The 1,225-nt window shown below is 59.4% G+C and carries 1 protein-coding gene; it reads right to left on the bottom strand.

What is annotated here, in order from left to right:
• A partial coding sequence (locus QDY28_RS30865) for an ISAs1 family transposase (protein ID WP_004112765.1) occupies positions 1–1,144 on the bottom strand: 1,144 nt, incomplete at its 3' end.
• Between the last annotated feature and the right edge of the window lie 81 nt (positions 1,145–1,225).

The raw sequence follows: 1,225 nt of genomic DNA, 5'->3' as shown, positions 1-1,225 counted from the left end.
ATGCTCGGATGATTTCGGCCATGTATTGTGGGTTTCTGCCTGCTTTGTTTCGTCTGAGTTTGATACTGCGCTTGTCGTTATGGCTTCGAACCATGTTGATGGCGAAGTGTCGGACGACGGCCATGTTGGCTGGTCCATGCCCGGTTCGAGATCGGGCGGCATCCTCGTTGAAGGTGACGTCGAGTACCCAATGGAGGGAGTTCTCGATGGCCCAATGGCCACGTATGGCCTCGGCGAACTGGAGCGCGGTCATCGACCGTGAGGAGATATAGAAGCGGACCTGGCTGCTTTGCCTGGACTTTTCATAGACTTGTGCTTGCACCTTGACGATGGTGGCGATGGACGGGAAGCGGTATTCGCCGGGAAAGCGCCTGTCGCCGGAGAGCCAGTCGATTTGAGTGGAGACGGTGACCCGCCGCTCTTCGACCCGGCCATGGCCCTTGTCGACTTCGGTCACGGTTGAGGTGAGGTTTGCCGGAGCGTCGGCAAAGAAGCGCTCGATCTCACCCATCAGGCCGGGCTGATTGGCCTTGGCCGCCAGGAGGTAATCAGCGCCTGCATCGAGCACCGCCTGGGCGGTTTTGGCATTGCAGGCAATGGCGTCGATGGTCACGAGCGCGCCTTTCAGGCGATCCTTTTCGGCCARCCGTTCCAGCAGCAAGGGGATGGTGTCCTGCTCACAGCTTGTCGTTGCCACTGCCTCTTGTCCRAGAACCAGCCGTTCACGGGTGGCGAAAGCCGAGACGAGATGCAGCGCCGCCCGGCCGTTGGCCCGGTCATGACTGCCGCGCGAGGTCTTTCCGTCAATCGCCACCAGCGCCGGAGCATCGGGTCGAAGCGTCGCCGCCCAGGATATGAAGCAGTTCGAAAACAGGTCCGGATCGATCCGGTTGAGCAGAATGCGCAGCCAGCGCGAACCCGGTATGCCATGGTGATAGGGAAGAAACCGACGTAAAAACGCCAGGTTATCCTCCCCCCATTCGACGATCTCGTCAAAATCGTCGCATGCGCCGATCGTCCCGCAAACGACCAGAAGAAGCACCTCGGGTAACGGATGGGCGACCCGCCATTGCTCCCGCTCATCCTCAACGAGACTAAAATGGTCCAGCAAAACCCGCAGCCGCGGGCGATCGTCTTCAAACATGTCGGCCTCCAAATCACCGACACTCTTGAATCACACCCAAACCGTTCAGGGAAGAAACGTTAACCCGAGTTCAGAGCCGTG

This window comes from Rhizobium sp. BR 362 (assembly GCF_036528765.1).
Taxonomy (GTDB): Bacteria; Pseudomonadota; Alphaproteobacteria; order Rhizobiales; family Rhizobiaceae; genus Rhizobium.
This window is presented reverse-complemented; position numbering and strand designations above follow the sequence as displayed.